The sequence below is a fragment of the Mycobacterium liflandii genome (assembly GCF_022354805.1).
Taxonomy (GTDB): domain Bacteria; phylum Actinomycetota; class Actinomycetes; order Mycobacteriales; family Mycobacteriaceae; genus Mycobacterium; species Mycobacterium marinum.
Genome location: NZ_CP023138.1, coordinates 3,143,837 through 3,168,664 on the forward strand (window position 1 = coordinate 3,143,837; position 24,828 = coordinate 3,168,664).

At 66.3% G+C, this 24,828-nt stretch carries 19 protein-coding genes and 2 riboswitches; of the genes, 13 read left to right on the forward strand and 6 right to left on the reverse strand.

What is annotated here, in order from left to right:
• The first annotated feature begins 92 nt into the window (after positions 1-92).
• The 11 genes from secA2 (at position 93) to gcvP (ending at position 12,084) form a co-directional block, all read left to right on the forward strand.
• On the forward strand, positions 93-2,429 hold the full coding sequence (gene secA2 / locus CKW46_RS14140; protein ID WP_015355489.1) for an accessory Sec system translocase SecA2: 2,337 nt from the start codon (positions 93-95) through the stop codon (positions 2,427-2,429).
• Between the two features lie 121 nt (positions 2,430-2,550).
• Positions 2,551-3,180 (forward strand): CDP-alcohol phosphatidyltransferase family protein, encoded by a 630-nt coding sequence (locus CKW46_RS14145; RefSeq protein ID WP_015355490.1) that lies wholly within the window; start codon positions 2,551-2,553, stop codon positions 3,178-3,180.
• Positions 3,173-4,093: a DUF881 domain-containing protein gene (locus CKW46_RS14150; RefSeq protein ID WP_482053286.1), complete on the forward strand. Its 921-nt coding sequence runs from the start codon at positions 3,173-3,175 to the stop codon at positions 4,091-4,093. Before CKW46_RS14145 ends, CKW46_RS14150 begins: the two co-directional genes overlap by 8 nt.
• 61 nt (positions 4,094-4,154) lie before the next feature.
• On the forward strand, positions 4,155-4,487 hold the full coding sequence (locus tag CKW46_RS14155) for a small basic family protein (RefSeq protein ID WP_012394415.1): 333 nt from the start codon (positions 4,155-4,157) through the stop codon (positions 4,485-4,487).
• Positions 4,488-4,511: 24 nt separating this feature from the next.
• Positions 4,512-5,402: a DUF881 domain-containing protein gene (locus tag CKW46_RS14160; protein ID WP_015355492.1), complete on the forward strand. Its 891-nt coding sequence runs from the start codon at positions 4,512-4,514 to the stop codon at positions 5,400-5,402.
• A 34-nt stretch (positions 5,403-5,436) separates the two neighbouring features.
• Positions 5,437-5,841 carry a glycine cleavage system protein GcvH gene (gene gcvH / locus CKW46_RS14165; RefSeq protein ID WP_011740907.1) on the forward strand — a complete coding sequence of 135 codons (405 nt, stop codon included), beginning with the start codon at positions 5,437-5,439 and terminating at the stop codon, positions 5,839-5,841.
• A 266-nt stretch (positions 5,842-6,107) separates the two neighbouring features.
• On the forward strand, positions 6,108-6,587 hold the full coding sequence (gene garA, locus CKW46_RS14170) for a glycogen accumulation regulator GarA (RefSeq protein ID WP_373122703.1): 480 nt from the start codon (positions 6,108-6,110) through the stop codon (positions 6,585-6,587).
• Positions 6,584-7,339: a transcriptional regulator FtsR gene (gene ftsR / locus CKW46_RS14175; RefSeq protein WP_012394419.1), complete on the forward strand. Its 756-nt coding sequence runs from the start codon at positions 6,584-6,586 to the stop codon at positions 7,337-7,339. Before garA ends, ftsR begins: the two co-directional genes overlap by 4 nt.
• Before the next feature lie 140 nt (positions 7,340-7,479).
• Positions 7,480-7,974 carry a bifunctional nuclease family protein gene (locus CKW46_RS14180; protein WP_012394420.1) on the forward strand — a complete coding sequence of 165 codons (495 nt, stop codon included), beginning with the start codon at positions 7,480-7,482 and terminating at the stop codon, positions 7,972-7,974.
• A 277-nt stretch (positions 7,975-8,251) separates the two neighbouring features.
• Complete coding sequence (locus CKW46_RS14185) at positions 8,252-8,884, forward strand: MerR family transcriptional regulator (protein ID WP_020787471.1); 633 nt, start codon at positions 8,252-8,254, stop codon at positions 8,882-8,884.
• 72 nt (positions 8,885-8,956) lie between these two features.
• A riboswitch (glycine riboswitch) is annotated at positions 8,957-9,054 on the forward strand.
• Positions 9,055-9,180: riboswitch (glycine riboswitch) on the forward strand.
• A 66-nt stretch (positions 9,181-9,246) separates the two neighbouring features.
• Entirely contained in the window at positions 9,247-12,084 is a 2,838-nt protein-coding gene (gene gcvP, locus CKW46_RS14190; protein WP_482053287.1) for an aminomethyl-transferring glycine dehydrogenase, read from the forward strand.
• 29 nt (positions 12,085-12,113) lie between these two features.
• On the opposite strand, the gene CKW46_RS14195 is transcribed toward gcvP, so the two are convergent.
• Entirely contained in the window at positions 12,114-13,520 is a 1,407-nt protein-coding gene (locus CKW46_RS14195) for a PE family protein (RefSeq protein WP_482053415.1), read from the reverse strand.
• Positions 13,521-13,614: 94 nt separating this feature from the next.
• On the opposite strand from CKW46_RS14195, the gene CKW46_RS14200 reads away from it, so the two are divergent.
• Entirely contained in the window at positions 13,615-14,817 is a 1,203-nt protein-coding gene (locus CKW46_RS14200) for an ISAs1-like element IS2404/ISMul1 family transposase (protein WP_482053416.1), read from the forward strand.
• Complete coding sequence (locus CKW46_RS14205; protein ID WP_085981845.1) at positions 14,793-15,632, forward strand: alpha/beta fold hydrolase; 840 nt, start codon at positions 14,793-14,795, stop codon at positions 15,630-15,632. The genes CKW46_RS14200 and CKW46_RS14205 overlap by 25 nt, the downstream gene beginning before the upstream one ends.
• Before the next feature lie 29 nt (positions 15,633-15,661).
• Here CKW46_RS14205 and CKW46_RS14210 read toward each other — a convergent pair whose 3' ends face one another.
• The 5 genes from CKW46_RS14210 to CKW46_RS14230 all read right to left on the reverse strand — a co-directional run bounded on the left by CKW46_RS14210 (position 15,662) and on the right by CKW46_RS14230 (position 24,675).
• Entirely contained in the window at positions 15,662-17,866 is a 2,205-nt protein-coding gene (locus CKW46_RS14210; RefSeq protein ID WP_482053288.1) for a substrate-binding domain-containing protein, read from the reverse strand.
• A gap of 50 nt (positions 17,867-17,916) precedes the next feature.
• Positions 17,917-20,112, reverse strand: coding sequence for a malate synthase G (locus CKW46_RS14215; RefSeq protein ID WP_015355499.1), 2,196 nt, complete (start codon positions 20,110-20,112; stop codon positions 17,917-17,919).
• Between the two features lie 218 nt (positions 20,113-20,330).
• Entirely contained in the window at positions 20,331-22,049 is a 1,719-nt protein-coding gene (locus CKW46_RS14220) for a PE family protein (protein WP_482053289.1), read from the reverse strand.
• Positions 22,050-22,243: 194 nt separating this feature from the next.
• Complete coding sequence (locus CKW46_RS14225) at positions 22,244-23,296, reverse strand: hemolysin family protein (protein ID WP_015355500.1); 1,053 nt, start codon at positions 23,294-23,296, stop codon at positions 22,244-22,246.
• A complete protein-coding gene (locus tag CKW46_RS14230; protein ID WP_012394429.1) occupies positions 23,293-24,675 on the reverse strand; it encodes a hemolysin family protein in 1,383 nt (460 codons plus the stop codon). Before CKW46_RS14230 ends, CKW46_RS14225 begins: the two co-directional genes overlap by 4 nt.
• Between the last annotated feature and the right edge of the window lie 153 nt (positions 24,676-24,828).

Here is a 24,828-nt window from a genome sequence, read left to right on the forward strand (position 1 = left end):
CAGCGAGCGTGCGCAGTTGTACAGCGGCGCCCGGCGTGTCGCGCACAAACACGCACGCTCGCCGCGGTTTGGGCGTCGCGTACCGTTGGGCTGTGTCCAAGACCACGCGCGCCCAGTCGGGCCGCCTGAGCAGCCGATTCTGGCGGCTGCTCGGCGCCACAACGGAAAAGAATCAAAACCGGTCGCTCGCCCAGGTGACCGCTTCAGCTGAGTTCGACAAAGAAGCCGCCGACCTCAACGACGAAAAGCTGCGCAAGGCGGCCGGGCTGCTCAATCTGGAAGACCTCGCCGACTCCGCCGACATTCCCCAGTTCCTCGCGATCGCGCGGGAAGCGGGCGAGCGGGCGACCGGGCTGCGACCGTTCGACGTGCAGTTGCTTGGCGCCCTGCGCATGCTCGCCGGCGACGTGATTGAGATGGCTACCGGTGAGGGCAAGACTTTGGCCGGCGCGATCGCGGCCGCTGGCTACGCGTTGGGCGGTCGCCATGTCCACGTCGTGACCATCAACGACTACCTGGCCCGCCGCGACGCGGAGTGGATGGCGCCACTGCTGGAAGCGATGGACCTGACGGTCGGCTGGATCACCGCCGAATCAACCGGAGCAGACCGCAGAGCCGCATACGAATGCGACGTGACATATGCCTCGGTCAACGAGATCGGCTTCGATGTGTTGCGCGACCAGTTGGTGACCGATGTCGCCGACCTGGTCTCACCCAATCCGGATGTTGCGCTCATTGACGAGGCCGACTCGGTGCTGGTCGACGAGGCACTGGTCCCGCTGGTGCTGGCCGGGACGACTCACCGCGAGACACCGCGGCTGGAGATCATCAAGCTGGTGGGCCAACTCGTCAAAGACAAGGACGCCGACGAGTACTTCGCCACCGACGCCGACAGCCGCAACGTCCACCTGACCGAGGCCGGAGCGCGCAAGGTCGAAAAGGCGCTGGGCGGCATCGATCTGTACTCCGAAGAGCATGTCGGGACCACGCTGACCGAAGTCAATGTGGCCCTGCACGCCCATGTGCTGCTGCAGCGCGACGTGCACTACATCGTGCGAGACGACGCGGTTCACCTGATCAACGCGTCGCGCGGTCGCATCGCACAACTGCAGCGCTGGCCCGACGGGCTGCAGGCGGCGGTGGAGGCGAAGGAAGGTATCGAAACCACCGAGACCGGAGAGGTGCTCGGCACCATCACGGTGCAGGCACTGATCAATCGGTACGTGACCGTGTGCGGCATGACCGGAACCGCGTTGGCGGCCGGTGAGCAGCTGCGCCAATTCTACAAGTTGGGCGTGTCGCCGATACCGCCGAACACCCCCAACATTCGTGAGGACGAATCCGACCGGGTGTACATCACCGCTGCGGCCAAGAACGACGCGATCGTTGAACACATCGCCGAGGTACATGACACGGGACAGCCGGTCCTGGTCGGCACCCGCGACGTTGCCGAGTCCGAAGATCTGCACGAGCGGCTGTTGCGCCGCGACATTCCCGCGGTGGTGCTCAACGCCAAAAACGATGCCGAAGAGGCTGCGGTCATCGCCGAGGCCGGCACTCTGAGCAGGGTCACCGTCTCGACCCAGATGGCCGGGCGTGGAACCGATATCCGGTTGGGCGGATCCGATGAAGCCGACCACGACCAGGTCGCCGAACTGGGCGGGCTGCACGTGGTGGGCACCGGCCGCCACCACACCCAACGGCTGGACAACCAGCTGCGCGGCCGCGCCGGGCGCCAGGGCGATCCCGGATCATCGGTGTTCTTCTCGAGCTGGGAAGACGACGTTGTCGCGGCCAACCTGGACGGCAACAAGCTTCCGATGGAAACCGACGAAGACGGCCAGATCGTCAGCGCCAAAGCGGCCGGGCTGCTCGACCACGCCCAGCGAGTTGCCGAGGGCCGCATGCTCGACGTGCACGCAAACACCTGGCGCTACAACCAACTGATCGCCCAGCAGCGCGCCATCATCGTCGACCGGCGCAACACGTTGCTGCGCACCGCAACCGCACGCGAGGAACTCGCGGACTTGGCGCCCAAGCGGTACAAGGAGCTATCCGAGACAGCGTCCGAGGACCGCCTCGAGAAGATCTGTCGGATGATCATGCTCTATCACCTCGACCGGGGCTGGGCAGATCACCTGGCATACCTGGCCGACATCCGGGAAAGCATTCACCTGCGGGCGCTCGGTCGGCAGAATCCGCTTGACGAGTTTCACCGGATGGCGGTGGACGCGTTTGCCTCGCTGGCCGCGGACGCGATCGAGGCGGCACAGCAGACCTTCGAAACCGCCAACGTTCTCGAAGACGAGCCCGGGCTGGATCTGTCCAAATTGGCCAGGCCCACGTCGACATGGACCTACATGGTCAACGACAACCCACTGTCCGACGACACTCTCTCTACGCTGAGCCTGCCCGGCGTTTTCCGGTGAGCCGGGGCGGCAACCGTGCAGCCGGATTCATGTTCGTGCCCTACCGTGGGGCCAGGTTCCCGTTCGGGCGTTCGGCGCCCGTGATGCGGGCTCTCTCGTCACCCAGCTAAGGTCACCGCTCATGAAGCCAGTGCTCGCACAGAATCGGGTGCTGACGGTACCGAACTTGCTGAGCGCCATCCGCCTGGCCCTGATCCCAGTGTTCGTCTACGTAATGCTGATCGCGCCCGCCCATGGCTGGGCGGTGGCGATTCTGATGTTCAGCGGGGCCTCGGATTGGGCCGACGGCAAGATCGCCCGGCTCCTCAACCAGTCGTCCCGGCTGGGCGTGCTGCTGGACCCCGCCGTTGATCGGCTCTACATGATCACGGTGCCCATCGTGCTGGGGCTGAGCGGGATCGTGCCGTGGTGGTTCATCGCGGCACTGCTGGCCCGCGACGCGGCGCTGGCCCTGACTCTGCCGGCGCTGTGGGGCCGGGGGGTGTCGGCGCTGCCGGTCACCTACGTCGGCAAGGCCGCCACGTTTGCTTTGATGGCCGGGTTTCCGGTGCTGTTGCTGGGCCAGTGGGATGCGTTGTGGAGCCGAGCGCTCAAGGCATGCGGCTGGGCGTTTCTGATCTGGGGTCTGTATGCATACCTCTGGGCATTTGTGCTCTACATCGTGCAGATGACGATGGTGGTGCGCCGGATTCCCAAGATCAAGCACCGGACTTTCCAGCCGGTCGGCCGAAATGCGGGCGGGGATGGCTGAGGTGGGCCGGCTGCTCGGTGGCTATGACCCCAACGCCGGCTACAGTGCCCACGCCGCGCGGCCTAAACGGAACCCGGTGCCGTCGCTGCTTCGTGCCCTGCTTTCCGACCACCTCGATCCCGGTTACGCCGCGGCAGCCGCCAAACGCGAGAGTTCCGGCGCCCAGCGAACTGTTCGAGCCCGCGCTTTCGGCTGGCTGTGGCAGGCCCTGGCGGCCACGTTGGTCGCCGCGGTTTTCGCTGCCGCGGTCGCGCAAGCGCGCCTGGTTGCCCCCGGCGTGCACGCGGCACAGCAGCTGCTGGTGACCAGTGTGCGTTCCACTCAGGCCGCTGCCGCCGAACTGGCCCAGCGGCGCAGCGCACTCTCGGCGAAGGTCGACGACGTGCAGCGGCTGGCGTTGGCCGACGACGTCGAAGGACAACGGCTGCTGACCCAGCTCGACGCCCTCAATCTGGCGGCTGCCAGCACACCGGTCATCGGCCCTGGCTTGACGGTGACGGTGACCGACCCCGGTGTCGGGCCCAATCTTTCCGACGCATCCAAGCAGCGCGTCAGCGGCAGCCAGCAAATCATCTTGGACCGCGATCTGCAGCTCGTGCTCAACTCGCTGTGGGCAAGTGGGGCCGAGGCTGTCTCGGTCGACGGTGTCCGGATCGGACCGAATGTCACCATCCGCCAGGCCGGTGGAGCGATTCTGGTCGACAACAATCCCACCAGTAGCCCGTACACCATCCTCGCTGTCGGACCGCCTCACGCGATGCGAGACGCCTTCGACCGAAGCCCCGGCATGCGCCGTCTTAAGCTGCTGGAGATCTCCTACGGTGTCGGCGTTAGCGTCAACGTCGGCGACGGTCTGGCACTGCCCGCCGGATCCATTCGAGATGTCAAGTTCGCCAAGCAGATTGGGCCCTAGTGAGAGAAGCTCTGGTATTAGTGGTGTGCGGGGGAGAGAAGCCGACGGGAAATCAGCCAGCATGATCGGAATTGCGGCACTTGCCGTGGGCATCGTGCTGGGCCTGGTTTTCCACCCCAGCGTGCCCGAGGCCATCCAGCCGTATCTGCCGATCGCGGTGGTGGCCGCGCTCGACGCGGTGTTCGGCGGACTTCGCGCCTATCTCGAGCGAATCTTCGACCCAAAGGTCTTCGTGGTGTCGTTCGTGTTCAACGTCTTGGTAGCCGCCCTGATCGTCTATGTGGGCGACCAATTGGGCGTTGGGACGCAGTTGTCCACCGCGATCATCGTCGTGCTGGGAATTCGCATCTTCGGCAACGCGGCGGCGCTGCGGCGCCGGCTGTTCGGAGCATGACGGAGATACGGAGATGAGGTCACTGTGAGTCAGGATCGTTGCGCCGCCGGCGGCGACGAAAGCCGTGACGAAAACCGTGGCACGGCAACCCAACACGGTCACTCCAAGACGACCCCGAAAAGTCACGCAACCGCCAAGCACGGTCGTCACGAGATGCCTGCCGACCGTTCCCGGCCCGACCGTGGACCGCGCGAGACTCAAGACTCCACCGGCGCGCGCCGCGGCCGTTCCCGGTTGTTGTTTGGGGCGCTGGCGATCCTGTTGTGCCTGGTTTTGGGGGTGGCCATCGTGACCCAGGTGCGCCAGACGGAGTCCGGCGACTCGCTGGAAACGGCCCGGCCCGCGGACCTGTTGGTGTTGCTGGACTCGCTGCGGCAACGCGAGGGAACGCTCAATGCCGAAGTGACCGACCTGCAGAACACTCTCAACGCGCTGGAGGCTTCCGGCAACAACGACCAGACCGCGATCGAGAGCGCTCAGGCCAGGCTGGCCACGTTGTCCATCCTGGTCGGTGCGGTGGGCGCCACCGGGCCCGGGGTCACGGTGCGAATCGACGATCCGGGGCCGGGGGTGGCGCCGGAAGCGATGCTCGATGTGATCAACGAATTGCGTGCCGCCGGAGCCGAGGCGATCCAAGTCAGTGACGCTCAGCAGTCGGTTCGGGTCGGTGTGGATACCTGGGTCGTTGGTGCTCCCGGTGCGTTGACAATCGACAACAAGAACCTCTCACCGCCGTATTCGATTCTGGCGATTGGTGATCCACCTACACTGGCCGCGGCGATGAACATTCCGGGTGGCGCAGAGGACAGCATCAAACGTGTCGGCGGGCGGATGTCGGTACAGCAGTCCGACCGCGTAGACGTGACCGCCTTGCGGCAACCAAAACCTCACCAATACGCTCAGCCCGTCAAATGAACTAACACCGAAAACCGACCAGAACAGGATTACCGTGAGCGATATCCCCGCCGACCTGCACTACACCGCCGAGCACGAGTGGATTCGCCGGACCGCGGAGGACACCGTGCGGGTCGGGATCACCGACTTCGCGCAGTCTGCGCTCGGTGATGTGGTCTTCGTGCAGCTGCCCGACGTGGGTGCCGAAGTGACCGCCGGGGAGACCTTCGGCGAGGTCGAATCGACCAAGTCGGTGTCTGATCTGTTTGCCCCGATCTCGGGCAAGGTGGCCGCGGTGAACGCTGATCTGGAAGCGACGCCACAGCTGGTGAACACCGATCCGTATGGCGCCGGCTGGTTGCTGGACGTCCAGGTCGAGGGTTCCGACGTCGCCGCGCTGGAATCGGCGTTGGCGGCTTTGCTTGACGTCCAGACCTACCGCGACACGGTGACCGAATGATCGGTTGCTAAGGTCCCTGCCAGCGTTGGGGGCGCGTTGGACCCGTGACTGACCTATGAGGAACCAGCCTTTCGGGCATACGATCCGCAGTGGCGGGCACGTCGCCGCCGCGGGGCGGACCCTCGCGCGGTACGGTCGATAGATCAGCGTTGGAAGCGTTTGAAGGCAGTAAAAGGTAGTTCAAGCGGTATATCCGAGGGAGAAGCCGGTGGACCGGCTCGGCGGTCAAGGCGATAGCGGCCAGTGAGGAGCAGCGGGTGACGGACATGGACGCAGCAAGAGATAGGGACCAGACTTCTGACGAAGTTACCGTGGAGACGACATCGGTCTTCCGCGCTGACTTCCTCAACGAACTGGACGCCCCCACCCAGTCGGGCACCGAAAGCTCAGTTTCAGGGGTAGAGGGACTGCCGGCCGGCTCGGCGTTGCTGGTCGTGAAGCGGGGGCCCAACGCCGGGTCGCGCTTCCTGCTCGATCAACCCATCACCTCGGCTGGTCGGCATCCCGACAGCGACATCTTCCTCGATGACGTAACGGTGAGCCGTCGTCACGCCGAATTCCGCTTGGAAGGCAACGAGTTCAGCGTCGTGGACGTCGGGAGCCTCAACGGCACCTACGTCAACCGGGAGCCGGTTGATTCGGCCGTGTTGGCAAACGGCGACGAGGTTCAAATCGGCAAGTTCCGCCTGGTCTTCCTGACCGGCCCCAAGCAAGGTGACGACGACGGGGGCACCGGAGGCCAGTGAGCGCGCCCGATAGCCCCGCGCTCGCCGGGATGTCCATCGGGGCGGTGTTGGAACTGCTCCGACCGGACTTCCCAGATGTCACCATCTCCAAGATCCGTTTCCTGGAGGCCGAAGGGCTGGTGACGCCGCAGCGCGCGGCATCGGGGTATCGGAGGTTCACCGCGTACGACTGTGCGCGGCTGCGCTTCATACTCACCGCTCAGCGTGATCATTACCTACCGCTCAAAGTAATCAGGTCGGAGCTGGACGCCCAGCCCGACGGCCAGTTGCCGGCGATTGGATCCCCTTACGGGGTACCGAAATTGGTGTCGGTGGCGGGTAACAGTGCCGGCACCGCCGGACCTGATGGGGGATCTGACACCGGGGCGGTCGCGCCGGCGCGAGTTCGGCTCAGTCGCGAAGACCTGATCGAGCGCTCGGGCGTCGACGACGAACTGCTCAGTGCGGTGTTGAAGGCTGGCGTGATCACAACCGGGCCGGGTGGGTTTTTCGACGAACACGCCGTGGTAATCCTGCAGTGCGCCCGCGCGCTGTCGGAATACGGCGTGGAGCCACGGCACCTGCGCGCTTTCCGCTCGGCGGCCGACCGGCAGTCGGACCTGATCGCACAGATCGCCGGGCCGTTGGTCAAGGCCGACAAGGCCGGCGCGCGCGACCGTGCCGACGACTTGGCGCGTGAGGTGGCCGCACTGGCGATCACCTTGCACACCTCGTTAATCAAATCCGCTGTACGCGACGTTCTGCACCGCTGAGGATTAGACTTTCCTCGACAGCTCGGTGTTCGGCGACAAAGGCCCGACAATGGCAGACAGTGGCAATGGGATGGGTGTTCACCGCGTCGTCACGCTGAGCAATGGTCGGTCACGGCGGGATGTGTGGAGGGCAGACACAGATGGGTGAAGTTCGTGTTGTCGGCATTCGCGTCGAGCAACCGCAGAACCAGCCGGTGCTGTTGCTGCGCGAAGCCGACGGTGACCGGTACCTACCGATTTGGATCGGCCAGTCCGAGGCCGCTGCCATCGCGCTTGAGCAACAAGGCGTGGAGCCGCCCCGGCCGTTGACGCACGACTTGATCAGGGATCTCATTGCCGCGCTCGGGCATTCCCTCAAGGAAGTGCGCATCGTCGATCTGCAAGAGGGCACGTTCTATGCGGATTTGATCTTCGACCGCAACATCACGGTCTCGGCTCGCCCCTCCGACTCGGTGGCGATTGCGCTGCGCGTCGGTGTTCCGATTTATGTCGAGGAGGCGGTGCTGGCCCAGGCCGGCCTGTTGATACCCGACGAGGGTGACGAGGAGGCCGGAAGCGCCGTTCGAGAGGACGAGGTCGAGAAATTCAAAGAGTTTCTCGACAGCGTTTCGCCCGACGACTTCAAGGCCACCTGACCCAACAAAGGTGCAGGAAAAAAGCAATCGTGAGGGAGGATCAACAACGTCACGGATCCGTCTCATCTCGCAACATGCCATCTCGACACGCCTAGGGGATGGCGCTCACGGGCCCGCGCAGCGTCCATACTTTGAAGGCGACTTGATGATCAACCCGCGGACCGCAACGGTCCAACAGCGTATGCTCTTCAGAACTCGGCCCTGAGCAAACGCGGTTGCCGAGGCAGCCAGTGACGCAGCTAGTGACACAACAGCGCGATCGGCGAGAGGAAACACCGTGAGCGACCAGCCACGTCAAGAACAGCTGGATCTTGCAGCCAACCCAACCGCTGGGACCAACGGTTCTTACGATGGCTCTGCAGCAGGCGAACCCGTGCAGCAGGGACTGTTCCCCGACGATTCGGTACCCGACGAGCTGGTCGGCTACCGCGGACCAAGCGCTTGTCAGATTGCGGGTATCACCTACCGCCAACTCGACTACTGGGCACGCACCTCGTTGGTTGTGCCCTCGATCCGCGGCGCGGCAGGATCGGGCAGTCAGCGCCTGTACTCCTTCAAAGACATTCTGGTGCTCAAGATCGTCAAGCGATTGCTCGACACCGGCATCTCGCTGCACAACATCCGGGTTGCGGTCGATCACCTGCGTCAGCGCGGGGTCCAGGATCTGGCCAACATCACCCTGTTCTCCGACGGGACAACCGTCTATGATTGCACGTCGGCCGAGGAGGTCGTAGACCTGCTGCAAGGCGGCCAGGGTGTGTTCGGCATCGCGGTTTCGGGCGCGATGCGGGAGCTGACCGGAGTCATCGCCGACTTCCACGGCGAGCGGGCCGACGGCGGAGAATCCATTGCCGCCCCTGAAGACGAGTTGGCGTCGCGCCGCAAGCATCGAGACCGCAAGATCGGCTGACCGCCTTCGGCACCACGCATCGGCGTGCAGCGCGCCGTCGCTGCGGCTGGCCGAGTAAACTGGGCGACGCATCGTTCTCGTGCGGGAGAGTTCTGTGGCCGCCAGCTACGGACGCCGAAGGAGCAACACCTCTCCGTCAATCTCTCAGGCCCCCGGACCGCGCTGGATGACGATGCCTCTGGAAAGCGGTGGTGACCCGTAGCGGTCCTCGCCCGCCGATGGGGAAAGGCGCCCGCTTGGGCTGGGCGCTGAATCTCTCAGGCGCCTGGTGCACGGGTGAAGACAGAGGGAGAGGGCCCGCTAGTCCTCTGCCCGCACGTGGCCTTGGGTAAGGCCCGTCCGCTGCCCAGTCAGGAGTCACCGTGTCCGACCACTCCATGTTCGAGTCGACCTTCGCAGACCGCCACATCGGGCTGGACAACCAGGCCATCGCGACCATGCTCGCGGTGATCGGCGTCGACTCGCTCGACGACTTGGCCGCCAAGGCGGTGCCGACGCGGATTTTCGATACGCCCACCGACAGCGGCCTCGCGCCGGGCCTAGATCAGCTGCCGCCGGCCGCCAGCGAGGCCGAGGCCCTGGCCGAGCTACGTGCGCTGGCTGACACCAACACCACGGCCGTGTCGATGATCGGACAGGGCTACTACGACACATTCACGCCGCAGGTTCTGTTACGCAACATCATGGAGAACCCGGCCTGGTACACCGCCTACACGCCGTACCAGCCCGAGATCAGCCAGGGGCGGCTCGAGGCGTTGCTCAACTTTCAGACGATGGTCACCGATCTCACCGGCCTCGAGATCGCGAATGCTTCGATGCTCGACGAGGGCACCGCGGCGGCGGAAGCCATGACGCTCATGCACCGTGTAACGCGCAGTTCCACCAAGCATCTCGCGGTGGACGCCGACCTGTTCACCCAAACCGCCGCAGTGCTGGCCACGCGCGCCAAGCCGTTGGGTATCGAGATCGTCACCACCGACCTGCGCGACGGGTTGCCTGACGGCGAATTCTTCGGGGTGATCGCCCAGCTGCCCGGGGCGAGTGGGCGCATCACCGACTGGACCGCCCTGATCCAGCAGGCCCATGACCGCGGCGCGCTGGTGTCCATCGGCGCCGATCTGTTGGCGCTGACACTTCTCACGCCGCCCGGCGAGATCGGTGCTGACATCGCGTTCGGCACCACCCAACGTTTCGGGGTTCCAATGGGATTCGGCGGCCCGCACGCCGGATATCTGTCGGTGCACGCTAAGCACGCCCGGCAGTTGCCCGGCCGGTTGGTCGGCGTATCGGTCGACAGTGACGGCAACCCGGCCTATCGTCTCGCGCTGCAGACCCGCGAGCAGCACATTCGCCGCGACAAGGCGACCAGCAATATCTGTACCGCTCAGGTGCTGCTGGCGGTGATGGCCGCAATGTATGCGAGCTATCACGGCGCCGATGGGCTGACCGGCATCGCCCGGCGGGTGCACGGGCATGCCGAGACCATCGCCGGTGCGCTGGGCGACGCGCTGGTGCACGACACGTTCTTCGACACCGTGCTGGCGCGGGTACCCGACCGTGCCGATGAGGTGGTGGCCGCGGCCAAGGCGAGCGGAGTCAACCTATGGCGCGTCGACGCTGACCACGTGTCGGTGGCCTGCGACGAAGTAACCACCGCCGCGCACGTGACCGCGGTCCTGGACGCGTTCGGGGTGTCGGCCGCCAAGGCAGCACGCGCCGAGATCGCGACGCGCACCTCAGAGTTCTTGACCCATCCCGCATTCACCAATTACCGCACCGAGACTTCGATGATGCGCTACCTGCGCGAACTCGCGGACAAAGATATTGCGCTGGACCGCAGCATGATTCCGCTCGGCTCATGCACGATGAAGCTCAATGCCGCAACCGAGATGGAGTCGATTACCTGGCCTGAGCTCGGACGTCAGCATCCGTTTGCCCCGGCCTCGGATACCCCGGGCCTGCGTCGGCTCATCACTGAGCTGCAGGGCTGGTTGGCGGCCATCACCGGCTACGACGAGGTCTCCTTGCAGCCCAACGCGGGCTCACAGGGGGAGTACTCCGGCCTATTGGCCATCCACGAATACCACGCCAGCCGGGGGGAGCCGCACCGCGATATCTGCCTGATCCCGTCCAGCGCACACGGCACCAATGCGGCTTCGGCCGCCCTGGCCGGGATGCGGGTTGACGTGGTGGGTTGCCACGACAACGGCGATGTCGACCTCGACGATCTGCGTGCCAAGGTCGGCGAGCACGCCGACCGGTTGGCGGCGCTGATGATCACCTACCCCTCCACGCACGGCGTTTACGAGCACGACATTGCCGACATCTGTGCGGCGGTGCACGACGCCGGCGGCCAGGTGTACGTCGACGGCGCCAACCTCAACGCGCTGGTGGGCCTGGCCCGACCGGGCAAATTCGGCGGCGATGTCAGCCACCTGAACCTGCACAAGACCTTCTGCATCCCGCACGGGGGCGGTGGTCCGGGAGTGGGTCCGGTGGCGGTGCGGTCGCATCTGGCTCCGTTTCTGCCGGGCCATCCGTTCGCGCCGGGACTACCCCAAGGGGATCCGGTGTCGGCGGCGCCCTACGGGTCTGCCTCGATCCTGCCCATCACCTGGGCCTACATCCGCATGATGGGCGCCGACGGTCTGCGCGCGGCGTCGCTGACCGCGATCGCCTCGGCCAACTACATCGCGCGGCGTCTGGACGAGTATTTCCCGGTGCTCTACACCGGCGAGAACGGCATGGTCGCCCACGAGTGCATCCTGGACCTGCGCGGCATCACCAAGGCAACCGGAGTGACTGTCGACGATGTCGCAAAGCGGTTGGCAGACTATGGATTTCACGCACCTACCATGAGCTTTCCGGTGGCCGGCACGCTGATGGTGGAGCCGACCGAAAGCGAGAGCCTGGCCGAGGTCGACGCGTTCTGCGACGCGATGATCAGCATCCGCGCCGAGATCGACCGGGTCGGGTCCGGACAGTGGCCCGTTGACGACAATCCGCTACGGGGCGCGCCACACACGGCGCAGTGTTTGCTGGTGGGCGAGTGGGACCACCCGTACACCCGCGAGGAAGCGGCCTACCCGCTCGGCACCGCGTTTCGGCCGAAAGTCTGGCCGGCGGCGCGCCGTATCGACGGCGCCTATGGCGACCGCAACCTGGTCTGCTCCTGCCCGCCGGTGGAGGCTTTCGCCTAGGGCCGACCCGGTCGGCCGCGGGTTTCCGGCTAGGGCCCGTCGGTCCCGTTTGCCCCGGCCACCGTCCCGCCGTTGCCGCCGTTGCCGATCAACTGTGCATCGCCGCCGTTGCCGCCGTCCCCGAAGTTGCGACTGCTCCCGGACGTGCCCGCGTCACCACCAGCACCACCGTTGCCGATGAGCGCGGCCTCGCCGCCGTTTCCACCGTTGCCGCCGTTGCCGAGTCCGCCCCCGGCCGCTCCGCCGGCCCCGCCGGCGCCGCCGTTGCCCAGCAGCTTGGCGCCATGGCCGCCATCCCCGCCAGTCCCACCGGTGCCGCCAGCCAGGGCGGCCCCACCGATGCCACCGGCCCCGCCGCTGCCGATCAGGCCGACCGCATCACCGCCGTCCCCGGCGTCTGACATCGTCGCGCCGCCGCCCGCACCGCCGTTACCGATCAGCGTCCCGCCGGTGCCCCCGTCGCCGCCGTGGGCGAGACCGAGAGCGGTGCCGCCGTCGCCACCGTTGCCGACCATTCCGGCATTGCCCCCGGCACCGCCGGCCCCGCCGCCGTGCTGACCGAACGCACCGAGCCCGCCGGCCCCGCCGTCGCCCCACAGTTGTCCGCCATTACCGCCGGCACCACCGGCCCCGCCCAACCCGCCCAGGGCCGCCGTGGGCACCACAGGGCCGCCGGCGCCGCCCGCCCCGCCATCGCCGAACCACCCGACAGCGGATCCACCGGCGCCGCCGGCGCCGCCGGTGAGTCCTTCGGCGCCCCCGCCGGCCCCGCCGATGCCCCCGTTTCCGAACAGCCCGACGGCCGCCCCGCCGGCACCCCCGGACCCGCCGTTACCGACGGCCGCCGAGCCGATCCCACCGACGCCGCCATTGCCGCCGTTGCCGATCAGCCACCCACCGGCGCCGCCGCTGCCGCCGGCCAATCCGTTCGACCCCGCACCGCCGGCGCCGCCATTGCCGCCGTTACCGATCAGGCCGGCGGCCCCACCGACCCCACCCGCCTGGCCGGCCAGCCCGCTGCCGCCGTTGCCGCCGTTGCCGAACAACAAGCCACCGTCCGCACCGGCCTGGCCCGGTGCCCCGTCGGCTCCATTGCCGATCAGCGGGCGCCCCAACATCGCCATCGTCTCCCCGTTGGCCGCGTCAAGCAGCGATTGCAGCGGCGAGATGTTGGCGGCTTCGGCGCCCGAGTAGGCCCCCGCGGCCGAGGTCATCGCCGCAACGAACTGGTCATGAAATTGGGCCGCCTGAGCGCTCAAGGTTTGGTAGGCCTGGCCGTGCGCGGCGAACAAGGCGGCGATGACCGCGGACACCTCATCCGCACCGGCCGCTAACACCGCAGTGGTGGGCGCGGTTGCCGCCACATTCGCCATGTTGATCGTCGAGCCAGGGCTCCGGCGTTGTTGATTAGCAGGCTTGTGAGCTGGGTTGATGATCTTTGGTGCCGCGCTATTGGGGCCGGAGTGTAGGCACGGGCTATCTGGAGAACGATCGAGTTGGTTACTGTTCGTCGTTGGTCTGGAGTTGCCCGTGCCTACCGTTTCAGTATTGCCTGTGTCGTCGGTTCCAGAGGTGTTCGACCGCTGGAGTCCTGGTGAGCGCAGCGAGCTCATCGGATCGGAGTTTCTCGATGTGTTGGCCTCGGTGCCAGACCCGAGGGACCCACGCGGTCGGAGGTATTCGCTGATGGCTTTGTTGGCGATCGCGGTTCTGGCCACTGCCGCGGGGATGCGCGGCTATGCTGGTTTTGCCACATGGGCGGCCACCGCTCCCGATGATGTGTTGGCCCAATTAGGGGTCCGGTTCCGGCGGCCCAGTGAGAAGACCTTCCGCGCTGTTTTGTCTCGGCTAGACCCCGCCGACCTCAACGCCAGGATGGGCAGTTACTTCACTGCACACGTGGCCAGCAGCGACCCCAGTGGATTGGTGCCGATCGCGTTGGACGGCAAGATGCTGCGTGGTGCTTTACGCGCCAAAGCGACAGCCACGCATCTCGTGTCGGTGTTCGCCCACCGTGCCCGATTGGTGCTCGGTCAACTCGCTGTCGCCGAGAAAAGCAATGAAATTCCCTGCGTACGTGCCCTGCTCACGCTGCTGCCGGGTAGCTTGCGGTGGCTGGTCACCGTGGATGCGATGCATACCCAGGTCGTCACCGCGAAGTTGATCTGCGCCACCTTGAAGTCGCACTACCTGATGATCGTCAAGTCCAACCAAGCCAAAATACTTGCGCGTATCACCGCGCTGCCCTGGGCCGAGGTGCCCGCAGCCGCTACCGACGACTCCCGCGGCCACGGCCGTGTCGAGACCCGCACCCTGCAAATCATCACCGCTGCACGAGGAATCGGCTTCCCCTACGCAAAACAAATCATCCGGATCACTCGTGAACGCTTGATCACCGCCACCGACCAGCGCAGCGTGGAGGTGGTCTATGCCATCTACAGCCTGCCGTTCGAGCACGCCCGCCCTACCGCGATCATGACCTGGATGCGTCAACACTGGGGAATCGAGAACAGCCTGCACTGGATACGCGACGTCACCTTCGACGAAGACCGTCAAAGGGCACATACCGGAAACGGCGCACAGGTCCTAGCAACGCTACGCAACACCGCGATCAATCTGCACCGCCTCAACGGCGCCGACAACATCGCCGAAGCCTGCCGGATCACCGCTTTGACCGCCAACCGCCGCCTAGACCTCCTCAATCCACAATTCCCCAGCTCACAAGCCTGCTAATCAACAACGCCGGAGCCCTGGTGCGATCTGGTGAGGGCATTGCGCCCACGGTCCTGCTCCTGCACGGATTCCCATCCAGTTCGTTCGACTTCCGGTCGGTGATTCCGTACCTGGCGGGTCAGGCCTGGCTGACCATGGACTTTCTTGGTTTCGGTCTGTCGGACAAGCCCCGTCCGCACCGCTACAGCCTGCTGGAACAGGCCGATTTGGCGCAAAACGTAGTAGCCCAGAACGTCACCGGACCGGTGGTGGTGCTGGCTCATGACATGGGTACCTCGGTGACGACCGAGTTGCTTGCCCGCGACCTCGAGGGCCGGCTCCCATTCGAGCTGCAACGCGTGGTCCTCAGCAACGGCAGCGTGATCCTCGAACGCGCCAGCCTACGTCCCATTCAGAAGGTGTTGCGTGGTCCGCTGGGGCCGATCGCGGCTCGTTTGGTCAACCGGGGCGGGTTCACGCGGGGTTTCGGCAAACTGTTTTCGGCGCAGCACCCGTTGTCGGCCCAAGAAGCTGAGGCGCAGTGGGAACTGTTGACCCACAACAACGGTCATCGCATCGCGCATCTTCTGATCAGCTACCTCGAAGAGCGGGAGCGGTACGCGCAGCGCTGGCACAACGCGGTACGGGACTGGCCCAAGCCGCTGGGGTTCGTCTGGGGCCTCGATGACCCGGTGGCCACAACGAACGTGCTCAATGGGTTGCGTGAACTGCGCCCGAACGCCGGGGTCATCGAATTACCCGGTTTGGGCCACTACCCGCAGGTGGAGGATCCCAAAGCGTATACGCAAGCCGCACTCGATCTGCTGGTCGGCTAGGCCCGTATCGATCCTCGCGGGTAGCCGGGTCAGCTCAAGAAGGTGTCGACCGCGGCGGCCAGGTTCGGGCCCGTCGAGGTCGCCAGGTTCTGGTAGCTACCACCGCTGAGCTGAGCAACGGCTTCCCACGTCTTGCGGTCCGGATCGGCACCAAAGTCGATGACGTTGACCGCGATTGGCTTGGCCGGGTCCGCGCTGGTCCGGATGAAATTCTCCAGGCCAGGGCCATCGAGGCTTTGGTCGGTATGGGGTCCCCCGGTGATCACCAAGATCGAGTTGGCCTGGTCGGCACGGAAATGCGCCTGCACGTCCTCATAGATCATCCGCAGCGTGGTGAACGACACCGCGCCACCGTTTGACGAATATTGCTTGTCCAGCGCGGCGTTGAGCGCCGCCGAGCGGGGCTGCCCGTTTACCGGGTCGGCGAGTGGCCCGGTGGGCACCTCGGTTCGGCCCTCGCGCCTGTCAAACGTCCACAACCCAACAGCCGAGGTGGGCGGCAGCGTCTTGATTCGGTTCTGCAGCGCCGCAACGATATTGGTTAGGCGAGTCTTGCCGCCGTCGTCGGTGGACAACGACTGGTCAAGCATGATGGTCGCGGCAACTCCCATCGACGGTGCGGCCACGGCATCGGCCAGTGTGGCGCGAATTCCCTCGTCACCAACGGAAAGGGGAGCGGGCAAGGCCGGAAAACTCGTGACAGGGCTGCTGGGCGGCTTGACATCGTCGACCCGGAATCCCGCTTTCGCCAACTTCGCGAGTTGTTCCGGCTTGTGCACGTACCGGGCAAAGGCGCTGGCCGCCGTGGTCTGCTCCTGCGACAACCATGACCCATTGAGCAGGACCGCCGGGTAGTCGGCGACCGCGACCGGGCCGGGCGGCAACCATGAACTCAACTTCTTCTTCGCGTCGGACAACGATTGTGCTCGCAAGAACAGCTGTTGCTCGGTGGTGATCACCGCGTGCACCGGCGCCGCGGCCACGTCGTCGGCCTTGAGCAGGGCGTCCATCGCTTCGCTGAGCGACCCGTCCGCCAACTTGGGCTGGGTGGCCATCAGCGTGCGCACCGCACCGATGCCGGCGGTCGGCGGCGCATCAGCGGGGGCCGACGCCGCCACGGCTTCACCGGCCAGGAAGGTGGCGTCCCCGTTACCCCCGACCGGCAGCGCCAGGCGCAGCGAACCCCAAGACGGCAATTTCAGGCCGGCCATCGAATTGGGATCCGACTGCAGACCGGGCAACGCGGCCCAGTTCTGGTTGCCAAGCACCTGCTGCAGCTCGGGCCGGATCGCCAACAACACCGGCGAGGTCACCAACGACCGACTGTCGCTGATGGCTTCCTTACCTGCGGCTTGGACCAGCCGCGCCGCCGAGACGGAGCTGCCGGGAATCCACAATCCGGGCTGAGCACCCAGCTCGGATGGCCACTTGCCAATGAAGCCGGTGATGACGGCGTCGGCGTCGGCGGCCTTAACAGCCACCGACACGCACCGGTCACCAATGGGTCCCGACGATGCGTTGTAGCTGTCGGCAAAATCGTTGACCTGATCGGCGATCGACGGGTCGGCGATGACGGCGACGGTATCGTTTCCACCCACACAACGAGCCGCGGCGGTCTGCGAGCGGTTGGACAACACGTCACCGAAGAAGCGCCACCCGATCACTCCGACGACCACCACCACGACGGCCACCAAGGCCACGATCACGCCGACGCTGACTCCGCGCCGCCCGTCGGCGCTGCGGTGGCCGCCCTGCCAGCCGCGCAATCCACGATGGCCGGCAACACGAAATAGCGGCGGCGGGGGAGTTGCCGCCGGTTTGGGGTCACTGGGCTCCGGGCCATCCGGGTGCGTCCCGAAGTCCGGGTATTCCTCGGCCCCCAGCTCCGGATGCCGATCGTCGGCGCCGTAGGGATCCTGTTCGAGGTACTGGCTCTCGTCGAAGACCTGTTCGTCGGCCCAGTAGCCGTCCTCGTCTGCGGAGTCTTCGTCAGCCTCCTGATCACCGAAATGCCCAACGGTGTCACCCGGCTGCTCCCACCCGGGGTAGGGATAGCCGCCGGCCGAATCGGCAGTCTGGGGGTGCGCGAAGGCCCCCGGATCAGCGGCCGCCGAATCCGCACCCCCACCAGGCTGCCCGGTTAGCTCATCGTCCCAATCCTGATTCTCCGCATCGTGATCATCGGACGGTTCGTCGGCGGAGTCCTCGGGGTCGGGCAAACTGTGCCTACCCATACCGGTATCAGCGTCCTCTCCGTCGAAGATTGACCGATGGCCAGCGAGAATCAGGCACCAGCGCGTGCCTTCAATTCACGACGACGGCGGTGCAGGATCGGCTCCGTGTATCCGTTGGGCTGTTGTGCCCCCGACAAGATCAGATCCTGGGCCGCCAGGAATGCGATGCTGTCGTCGAAATTGGGTGCCATCGCGTGGTATTCGGGATCTCCGGCGTTCTGCTTGTCCACCAGCGGTGCCATGCGCTCGAGGCTAGCCCGCACATCCTCGCTGGTGATCACACCATGCCGTAGCCAGTTGGCCAGCAACTGGCTGGAAATCCGCAGGGTGGCGCGGTCCTCCATGAGGGCCACGTTGTGGATGTCGGGAACCTTCGAACAGCCGACGCCCTGGTCGATCCAACGCACCACGTAACCGAGGATGGACTGGCAGTTGTTGTCGACCTCTTCGCGGATCTCCTCGGGCGCCCAGGCCAGTTCCTTGGCCAACGGAATGGTCAGCAATTCGTCAACGCTGGTGCGGGTCTTGCCCTGCAGCTCCTTCTGCACGGCAAAGACATCCACCTTGTGATAGTGCATCGCGTGCAGGGTGGCCGCGGTGGGTGATGGCACCCACGCGGTGGTCGCGCCGGCCTTCGGCTGGGCAATCTTCTGCTCCACCATGTCGGCCATCAGTTCGGTCATCGCCCACATGCCCTTGCCGATCTGCGCCTTACCGGAGAAGCCGGCGGCGAGCCCGGTGTCGACGTTGGCGTCCTCGTAGGCCTTGATCCACGCCGTGTTCTTCATCGCGCCCTTGCGGATCATCGGGCCGGCTTCCATCGAGGTGTGGATCTCATCACCGGTGCGGTCCAGGAAGCCGGTGTTGATAAACACCACCCGGTCGGCGGCCGCCTTGATGCATGCCTTCAAGTTGAGCGTGGTACGTCGCTCTTCGTCCATGATGCCGACCTTCATGGTCCCCTGCGGCAACCCCAGCACGTCCTCGACGCGGCTGAACAATTCACAGGTGAACGCCACCTCGGCGGGACCGTGCATCTTGGGCTTGACGATGTAGATGGAGCCCGTGCGGCTGTTGGTCAACAGCCCGTTGGCATCGGTGCTTCGCAGACCGTGGATGGCGATCAGGCCGGTGAACAGCGCATCCATGATGCCCTCGAACACCGGGGCGCCCTCGGCGCCTTCCGCGTCCGAAACGATGGCGTCGTTGGTCATCAGGTGGCCCACGTTGCGGACGAACAACAGGCTGCGGCCGGGCAAGGTCAGCTCACCACCGTGCGGGGCGGTGTAGGTGCGGTCGGTGTTGAGCACCCGGGTGAAGGTCTTGTCGTCCTTGGTGACGTCCTCGGACAGATCGCCCCGGTTCAGTCCGAGCCAGTTCCGATAGCCCAGCGCCTTGTCGTCAGCGTCGACCGCGGCCACCGAGTCCTCGAAGTCCATGATCGTGGTGATGGCGGACTCCAGGATCACGTCCTTGACGCCGGCGCCGTCGGTGGCACCGATCTGCGACTCGGGGTCGATCAGGATCTCGATGTGCAGCCCGTGATTGGCCAGCAGGATCGACTTAGGGTTCTCGGCGGTGCCGGTGTAGCCGGCGAACTGGCCGGGATCGGCCAGCGCTGCGGACGTGTCCGCCAGCGACACCACCAGCTGTCCGTCTTCCACCTTGAAGCCTGTGGCATCGGTGTAGGAGGCCCCCGCCAGCGGCACGCTGCCGTCGAGGAACTGGCGCGCGTAGGCGATTACCTTGTCACCACGGACCTTGTTGTAGCCCCGGCCCTTTTCGGCGCCGTCGCTTTCGGAGATGACGTCGGTGCCGTACAAGGCGTCGTAGAGCGAGCCCCAGCGGGCGTTGGCAGCGTTGAGGGCGAACCGCGCGTTGAGGATCGGCACCACCAGCTGCGGGCCGGCGGTCGTGGTGATCTCGTCGTCAACCCCGGAGGTGGTGATGGTGAAGTCCTCGGGTGCCGGCAGCAGGTACCCGATCTCGGTGAGGAACTCGCGGTAGGCCTGCGGGTCCAACGGCTCGATCACCCGGTGGCGATGCCACTTGTCGATCTGGGCCTGCAGATCATCGCGAGTCTTCAGCAAATCCTGGTTCTGCGGGGTGAGGTCGGTGACCACCTTGTCCACGCCCGCCCAGAAGCTGTCCTGGTCGATGTCGGTGCCGGGCAGGGCCTCGTTGTTTACGAAGTCGTAGAGCACCCGAGCGACGCGCAAATTCCCCGCCGACACGCGATCCGTCATTGCTTCCTCCCTTACTGGCAATTAGGTCAGACTACCGGCCGACAGCGCGACTGCCGCATCCGGCGGCGCGCAGCACCAGGTCACAATGGCCTAGCCAAGTTGCCCACCGCGGCGCATGGCGCTGCACGATTGCGCTCTGGCAACTCGTTGAGCTCAATTGGCGATCCGTGCGTGTTGCCGTAGCCGCTGAGATCATACGGGCCGGGCCGCGCTTCCGACTAAGCCCCGTTGGATCCGTCCTGCCCGAATAGCGACCCACCCATACCGCCGGCGCCGCCCGGGGCGCCGCGCCCGCCGTCGCCGCCGTCGCCGATCAACCTGGCGTCACCGCCGTTTCCACCTGGTCCCGCCATACCGGCAAAGCTGACGCCGGCGTCCCCGCCGGCACCGCCGTTGCCGATCAGAGCGGCCGTGCCGCCGTTGCCTCCGGCGCCGCTGGCAGCGGTATCGCTGGATCCACCCGAACCGCCCGCCCCACCATCACCGAACAGCCAGGCGGCGTTGCCGCCGCTGGCAGCGGTATCGCTGGATCCACCCGAACCGCCCGCCCCACCATCACCGAACAGCCAGGCGGCGTTGCCGCCGCTCCCGCCGCTGCCCCCGGCATTGGCATTGTGGCCCACCCCGCCGACGCCGCCGGCGCCACCGTTGCCGATCAGCCCGACGGCGCTGCCGCCGCGACCGCCACTGCCGATGCCGCCGTTGCTCTCCGCGCAGTCGCCACCGTCACCACCGTCGCCGAACAGCTTCCCGCCTGCGCCGCCGGCACCGCCGACGCCCTGGTACCCGTTGAAGCCGCCGTTGCCGCCGCTGCCGAACAGTCCGGCATCACCACCGGCCCCGGCGATACTGCCGGCGCCGCCGAATGCGACGGCGCCGCCGTGACCGCCGTTGCCGAACAGCAGCCCACCATTGCCGCCGGCGCCGCCGTTGCCGTCAATGTGTTCCAAGCCGCCGTGACCGCCGTTGCCAATCAGCCCGGCGTTGCCTCCGGCCCCGGCAGCGCTTCCGGCGCCACCACCGTCAGCGGCACCGTTGCCGCCATTGCCGCCATCGCCGCCGGTAGTTCCGGGGCCACCGGCTTCGACGCCGCCGTCCCCGCCATTGCCGATCAGCCGAGCGTTGCCCCCGTCTCCGCCGAAAGCACCGCCCTGGATGTCGTAGCCGCCGTTTCCGCCGTTGCCGATCAGCAGCCCACCGGTGCCGCCGGCGCCGCCAGGCCCGCCGGTCCCGGAATTGCCAAACCCACCTGCCCCACCGGTGCCACCGCTGCCGAACAGCCCGGCGGCGGCGCCGCCCTGACCTCCGGAGCCTCCCGCGCCGCCGACGCCAGTCCCAGCCCCGCCGATGCCGCCGTTGCCACCGTCACCCAACAGCCATCCGCCGGCCCCACCGGCGCCACCGGGCAGACCGGTGGAATCGGGCCCGCCGATGCCGCCGCTACCGCCGTTACCGATCAAACCCGCGTCCCTGCCGGCCCCGCCGGCTTGGCCGATCCCACCGTTGCCGCCGCTACCACCGTTGCCGTAAAGCAATCCGCCGGCGCCGCCGGGCTGCCCCGGGGCTCCATCGGCACCGTCGCCGATCAGGGGGCGTCCCAATAGCGCCTGGGCGGGCGCATTCACCGCGTCGAGCGCGGCCTGCAGCGGCGAAGCATTCGCGGCCTCCGCGGTGGCGTAGGACGCCGCACCCGCAGCCATGGCCCGCACAAACCGCTCATGAAATTCCGCCGCCTGCGCACCGATCAGCTGATAGGCCTGGGCGTGTCCGTCGAACAATGCCGCAACCGCCGCCGACACCTCATCAGCGGCCGCGGCCAGCGCCCCCGTCGTGGGCGTCGCGGCCGCCGCGTTGGCCACGTTGATCGCCGAGCCGATGCTGGCCAAGTCCTGCACCGCCGCGGTCACCGCGTCCGGGGCCGCCACCACAAACGACATCACGTGCTCCTCACACCACCGCTAACGACCCACTTCTCCCGGACGACCCAATATGCGCGCCACACCAATCGCGAAAAAGCGACAAAGTCCTCGCAGCCACAACGTATCGTCATCCGACTGCGGCTTGCGCCGTTTGGCCAACTGGTTCAGAAATGGTGATCAGGGGCGGCCGCAGCCATAGGGCGTCCCGCCCGTCAGTTCCGGTGTTTCCCATCGCTGAGGGTGCCGACCAGGTCTTCCACTAGGTCCTCTAGCGCGACCATGCCGGCCACAGCGCCGTCGTCGGAGGTGACCAGTGCCAGATGGCTGTTGCTGCGACGCATCCGGGATAGCGCATCGGGTAGCGGCAGTGACTTCGCCAGCTGGGGCAGCGGGCGGACCAAGGCCAGGTCGATAACCGTTGCTGGGTCGTCACCAAGTGCCAACACGTCCTTGATGTGCAGGTACCCAATGAAATGGTGGTCGAGACCGAGCACCGGGAAGCGCGAATACCCGGTCTCGGCCAAGGCTTGCTCCACCGCACCGATCGTGGGTCCGGACCCTGCGGCAGCAACGGGCACCGCTCGAATATTGGGCAAGGGGACCGCGACATCGTCCACCACCCGGGTACGAATCCGTAGTGCCCGCGTCAATCGGGTGTGTTCCTCAGGATCGAGCAGACCCTCCGATACCGATTCGGCGATCATCTCGGAGAGCTCCACCGTGGAGACGGTGATGTCGAGTTCATCTTTGGGCTGCACCCCAAAGATGCGCAGGATCGCGTTGGCGCACTTGTTGTACAAGAAGATGATTGGGCGGGCGGCGCGCACATACGGCAGGTATGCCGGGACCAGCAGCATCGCGGTGCGTTCCGGACCAGCAAGTGCGATGTTCTTCGGCACCATCTCGCCGAGCAGCACGTGCAGCGTCACCACGATGGCCAGCGCGACCACGAACGACAAGGTGTGCAGCAACCTCGGATCCAAACCGGCCAAGCCGAACCATCTCTGCAGGGTCTGGGCCGCTGCTGGCTCCGCGATCCGTCCGAGAAGGATCGAAGACACCGTGACCCCAAACTGCGCCCCCGCCAACATCGACGGAAGTTGCTCGGCCGCCCGGATCACGGTGACCGCACTGGTCCTGCCCTGTTCGGCCAGTGCTTCGAGGCGATCGCGCCGGGCCGAAATCAGGGCGAACTCCGCGCCGACGAAGAACGCGTTGGCCGCAATCAGCAACACCGCAAGGGCCACAGCCAGCACCGGGTTCATCGGCCGCCCCGCTCCGGGTCGGAATCATCCTGGCCGTCCTCGGCACCGGCCAGCTCGGTGAGCTCCAGCAGGTCGATCCGGCGACCATCCATCTGTACGACGGTGGCGCGCCAGCGTACCGATTGATCGGGCACCCGGTCTTCGTCCAGCGCCGGAAGTTCGACCGTTTCGCCGGCCACCGGGATATGTCCGAGCTGGCGCAACACCAAACCGCCGATCGTTTCGTAGGGTCCCTCCGGGGCCTGATAGCCGATGGCGATGGCCACCTCGTCGATGCGAAGCAGCCCCGATACCCGCCATCCGTTGCCGGCCGCCACCACGTCCGGCGTCGCGTCATCGTGTTCATCTCGGACATCGCCCACGATCTCTTCGACCAGGTCCTCGACGGTGACCATGCCCGCGGTGCCACCGTATTCATCCACCACCATGGCGGTCTGCAGCGAATTGGCCCTGATCTGGGCCATCAGCGCGTCGCCGTCCAACGTCGAGGGCACCACCGGAACCGGCTTGGCGATGCTGCTCAGCAACGTGTGCGCGCGCTTGGCGGCCGGAACCTGGAACACCTGCTTGACATGGACGATGCCGAAGGTCTCGTCCAGATCCCCCTGGACAACCGGGAATCGCGAGTATCCCGACGCAGCCACCGCGGCGACCAGGTCGGCGATGGTGTCATCGGTCTGCAACGCCACGACTTTTGAGCGCGGCGTCATCAGCTCCTCGGCGGTCAGGGTCCCGAACTGCAGCGACCTGCGCATCAGCGACGCGGTGACATCATCGAGTGACCCGCTTCGGGCGGAGCTGCGCACCAACGACACCAGCTCCTGCGGGGTACGGGCGGAGCGCAGCTCCTCGGCCGGCTCGATGCCGAGCTGGCGCACGATCCAGTTCGCGGCGCCGTTGGTCAGTCGGATCGCCGGGGTGAGCAGCACCGAAAACAGCCACTGGGGAAGGACCACCGCTCGAGCAGTCGGCAGGGGACGGGCCACCGCAAGATATTTGGGGACCAGCTCGCCAAACACCATCGATACCGACGTCACGACCACCAGCGCCAAGAACACCGTGATGGCGTCCGACATTTGGTCGGATATTCCGATTGCGGTCAGCGCCGGATGCGGCAACGCGTCGACCAGGGGTTCGGTCAGATACCCAGTGGCCAGGGTGGTGATGGAGATGCCCAGTTGCGCACCCGAGAGGTGGAACGACAGCCGGTGCTGGGCGCGCCGGATGAAGCGGTCACGGCTGTCTCCGCCGCGGGCGTTGGCTTCGACGGTGCTGCGGTCCAGCGCGGTCAGCGAGAATTCGGCGCCGACGAAAACCGCGGTGCCTAGGGTGAGCACCAGGATGGCCACGATGCTCACGGTGGTGGCGGTGAACATCATGTGCGGCTCAGTGGCGCGGCCGCAGCGCCCGGCGCGGATGCGGGGGACCGCCCGCCCTGGAAGCCAGCGGCCTCGGCGGGTGCCTGCGGCACGTCATCCCTTTCGCTAGATCCCGCGGTAGGGCATCGCAGGATTGAAGTCCATATGGTAACG